This is a genomic window from Paraburkholderia sp. RL18-085-BIA-A, from assembly GCF_046027075.1.
Taxonomy (GTDB): Bacteria; Pseudomonadota; Gammaproteobacteria; order Burkholderiales; family Burkholderiaceae; genus Paraburkholderia.
In genome coordinates this window covers 1-4,479 of record NZ_JARESU010000287.1, presented here as the reverse complement: position 1 = coordinate 4,479, position 4,479 = coordinate 1, and the positions used below count along the sequence as shown (strand labels likewise).

Sequence of the window (4,479 nt, the reverse complement as noted above, 5' to 3'; positions counted from 1 at the left end):
CTCTCCATTACTATTAGATCGATAGGAAAATGAGATTGGCGTGCCGATTGATAGCTTCATAGCATTCCTAGGTTTTTCCATAACTCAGGACGACAACATGAGAGTATTGAAAGCACAAAGAGTGGCAAGCATTTTCTCGATCGCCTTGACAATCGCCATCGTCCAATCCGCGCATGCCGAAGATATGACGCGAGACACTGGCGCACCTGTCGGCGACAATCAGAACTCCGAGACCGCCGGTCCAGAAGGCCCGGTGCTTCTGCAAGACTCGAACCTCATCGAAAAGCTGCAGCGCTTCGATCGCGAACGCATTCCGGAGCGCGTCGTACACGCACGCGGCACCGGCATTTTCGGCGAATTCGTTCCCACCACCGACATCAGTTCGCTGACCACAGCGAAGGTGTTCACGCCCGGCACCAAGACGCCGGTGTTCGTGCGCTTCTCGACCGTGATGGGCTATCGCGGCTCGCCGGAGCAAGCACGCGACCCGCGCGGCTTTGCGGTCAAGTTCTATACGCAGCAAGGCAACTGGGACCTCGTCGGCATCAACTGGCCGATCTTCTTCATTCGTGACGCCATCAAGTTCCCGGACTTCGTGCACGCAAACAAGCCGTCGGTGGTGACAGGTGTGCAGGACGCGAATCTGGCATTCGATTTCTTCGCTCATTCGCCCGAAGCGACGAACATGCTGACCCATCTGTACACGGATGAGGGCATGCCAGACTCATACCGGCATATGGACGGCTACGGCGTTCACGCGTTCAAGTTCGTCAACGCAATGGGTGAAGTGCACTACGTGAAGTTCCACTGGAAGAGCCGCCAGGGCATCCAGGGCATTCGTCCTCAGGACATTGCGCATTCCATCGGTTCGGACTGGAACCTGATGACCAACGATCTGTACAACACGGTCAAGGCGCATTCGTATCCGCAATGGGACCTGTACATCCAGGTAATGTCGCCGAAAGATCTGGACAAGTACGACTTCGATCCACTGGACGACACCAAGGTATGGCCGGCCTCCATCCTCGAGGAAAAGGTCGGCACGATGACGCTCAACCGCGTGCCGGACAACTACTTCCAGTCGACCGAAGAGTCGGCGTTCGCACCCTCGCGCCTCGTGCCGGGAATCGAACCGTCCGAAGACCGCATGTTGCAGGGGCGTCTGTTCTCCTATGCGGACACGCAGATGTACCGTCTCGGACCGAACTATAACGATCTGCCGATCAACCGCCCGGTCGTCCCCGTGGACAACAACAACCAGGACGGCCTGATGAATTTTGGTGACCGCAAGGGTGAGGTGAACTACGAGCCTTCCGGCCCCCACGAACTCGCTGAGCAACCGCAGTACAAGTCGGTACAAACGCAGCTCACCGGCTCAACGCAACAACAGGCGATTCACAAGACGCTAGACTTCCGTCAGGCCGGCGAGTATTACCGCAGCCTGTCCGAGCAGGACAAGACGGACCTGGTGACTGTGCTCTCCGCGGACCTGTCACATGTGACGAACGATACAAACAAGTACGCGATGCTGTCGTACTTCTACAAGGCTGATTCCGGCTACGGAACCCGTCTTGCACACGCAACGCATGCCGACGTCACGCGTGTGCAGGGTCTGGCGGCGCACCTGAGCGATAACTGACTGATGCGCACCGGGGCCTGCGAGCAGGCCCCAACACTGCTTGAACGCCGGAATACGATTTCCGATAGGGAATTTATTGCACTTCTTTTACTGCCTGGCACGCACTCCGCACTGCACGGTCGCAGTAAATAGTTTTACTGTTGAATGTAGAGGCGTCAACGCGCGGACAAAACAACCGCAGCAGGCGGCATTGTGTTGTGGACGGGTCGTTACGCTCCCCGTCCACGCAGGCAGGCGCGTGCTCGTGTCACGATCGATGATTGGCCCAGCGAGTCAACCTGAACTAACCACCACTTCGATCAGGTTAGTGGTTCCCGATGCGATTCCGGCTTCAATCGCCTGCGCGATATCGCCGGCCCGCTCGATTCGGCGGGCCGGGACGCCCATCGAAGTTGCCAGTGCGAGATAGTCGATGGACGGGTTATCGATCTCCATCGCGACAAACCGGTTGGTCTTCGCCGACGTATAGTGTTCCTGGGAGCGCATGAAGTTCTTCAGAACGTTGTACTCGCGGTTATTCATGACGATGAACGTCACGGGCAACTTTTCGTACGCAGCAGTCCACAGTGCTTGTGGCGAATACAGTGCGGCGCCGTCGCCCACAAAACATACGACAGGTTCCCGTCCCAGCCCCAGAGAACACCCAACTGCGGCCGGCATGCCCCAACCCAAACCGCCCCCCCGCAGGAACGAGTACTGTCGCGCCCACGAACTGTTGAGAAAGTTGCGAACCGCCGACGAGGTGACAATCGCCTCGTCAACGATCGGTGTTTTATCGCCGATCGCGCGCATCGCCTGCTGAGCGGCAACCAGAGGCGTCACAACCGGCCCGTCGAACTGCGACGCGGCGAGCTCGTTGAGTCTGACCCGGCGTTTCACCTGCTCGGCCGCGGCGTTCCTTCTTGCGTCGTCGTAGGCAGCGGCGTTCCTCGCCACGCGTTGTTTGAGCAAGGGTAGCAATTGCTGGAGGGACGCCTTGATGTCACCGACCACAGACAGTCTGGTGGAGTAAGTTCGACCAAGGTCTCTGACGTCGGCCGACATCTGGAAGACTTCGCAACCGTCTGGCACGGCCGGGCCGTGTGAATAGAGAATCGTGATCAGCGATTTCCCACCCAGCGCAAAGATGGCGTCGAATTTCGACAGCTTTTCAGCGATATCCGTCGCCTTCGTTGGAAGGTTGCCGGCCCATAGCGGGCTGGAAGTCGCAAAGGGAATGCGTGCCGGCCAGGATGATCCGAACACCGGCGCCGCCAAGGTTTCTGCAAGCTCAAGTGCCTCATCTGCTGCGTCACTCGAATGAATTTCGTCGCCGGCGATGATGGCGAGCCGAGTCGGCCGGATTCCCACCAGATGGTCAGCAAGTGCGTCGAGCGAGCCGGCTACCGAACGTCGGTCGATCTTTGAAGACGAACCAACGGGGACCGTGCTCATTTCTTCCATCACGTCCATAGGCAACGATAGAAAGACGGGTCCTGAAGGCGCCGCATCCGCGTCCTGAAAGGCGCGCCGCACCAGGACCGGCAACTGATCGGCGCTACTCACTTCGTGGGCCCACTTCACGGCGGGCCGTGCGATGCTCACCAGGTCGCCCAGCAACAGGGGATCTGTGAGGCTGTGCCGCCTGTCCTGCTGACCCGCGGTAACCACCAGCGGTGTGCACGAAACATTTGCATTTAACAGATTGCCCATGCCGTGCCCGAGTCCGCCAGCAGTGTGCAGGTTGATGAAGCCAGGTTTGCCGGCCGCTTGCGCGTAACCGTCGGCCATTGCGACCACGCTTGCCTCCTGGAGCGCCCAGACATATTTAAGCTGCGGTACGTCAAGCAAGGCGTCCATCAGCGGTAACTCGGTCGTGCCTGGATTACCAAAAACATACTCGCACCCAAGACTGCTCAATGTTTCAAGGAGGACGCTGGCGCCGCGGCGCTTTGCGACTGTTTCGAGTGATTCGATTGAACTGGAAGACATATTTCACCTTTGTGGGGATGACGCTTTCATGAACCGGATATGGCGTCCGTGCCGTCAACTGCACGGTTGCCATGGTTCGACCCTTTTGGGGTCGACAGCGCTTCCCTATCCGCCTCGTGGGCAATAGAGCCGGTTCGATCGGTGCGATTCTGCGAACCGGAAACTCAACAAGAAAGCGTGTGGAAATATTAGCCCGGAGCCCTGCGAAGCGGCTTCCTGAAATTGGTGAAATAATGGTTTACAGCGGATGATCGTTCCCGTCATCCATCAATTCCTCGAATTCTGTCCACACGTCATGAACGACTCAAGTCTGTCACTCACCAAGCAGGACCGCGCCATCGTGCGGGCACTGCAACGTAATGCGCGATTGAAGAATGCCGAACTGGCGGAGCTTGTCGGGATGTCGACGACAGCGTGCTGGAACCGCACCCGACATCTGGAGGAGATCGGATTGATTCGCGGATACGTTGCGCTGATCGATCAGGAAAAGCTTGGGCTCTCCGATACAGTCCTGATCGAGGTGACCTTGGACCGGCACGAGGACGAAGTACTAGCGCGCTTCGGGGAAGAGCTTGCCGCGTTGCCGGAAGTTCTCGATGCATACCTCATCTCAGGTGAATACGACTACCTGATCAAGGTGGCGGTGCAGGGCACGGCGGGATATGAACGATTTTTGCGCGAGAAGCTGTACCGCATATCAGGTATTCGTCACAGCCGTTCGATGTTTGCGCTGCGTTGCATGAAGAGCGTGCCGTCGGTCGCCATCTAGTTAGATCGTGCGGGCGCACAGTCTTGCTGTCTGCAGGGACGAGGGGCGCATGAGAGGTCTGGCACCAAAATCTAGAAACCCACTAGGAACAGGCCGCTCT

3 protein-coding genes are annotated in these 4,479 nt (G+C 58.0%); 2 read left to right on the top strand and 1 reads right to left on the bottom strand.

Annotation, left to right across the window (positions count from 1 at the left end; genetic code table 11):
- Window positions 1-184: 184 nt before the first annotated feature.
- Window positions 185-1,639 (top strand): catalase, encoded by a 1,455-nt coding sequence (locus P0D89_RS51085; RefSeq protein WP_408368912.1) that lies wholly within the window; start codon window positions 185-187, stop codon window positions 1,637-1,639.
- A 273-nt stretch (window positions 1,640-1,912) separates the two neighbouring features.
- Here the strand turns inward: P0D89_RS51085 and P0D89_RS51080 are convergent, their stop codons facing one another.
- Window positions 1,913-3,610 (bottom strand): thiamine pyrophosphate-binding protein, encoded by a 1,698-nt coding sequence (locus P0D89_RS51080; RefSeq protein ID WP_408368910.1) that lies wholly within the window; start codon window positions 3,608-3,610, stop codon window positions 1,913-1,915.
- Between the two features lie 295 nt (window positions 3,611-3,905).
- On the opposite strand from P0D89_RS51080, the gene P0D89_RS51075 reads away from it, so the two are divergent.
- On the top strand, window positions 3,906-4,379 hold the full coding sequence (locus tag P0D89_RS51075) for an Lrp/AsnC family transcriptional regulator (protein ID WP_408368914.1): 474 nt from the start codon (window positions 3,906-3,908) through the stop codon (window positions 4,377-4,379).
- The last annotated feature ends 100 nt before the right edge of the window (window positions 4,380-4,479 follow it).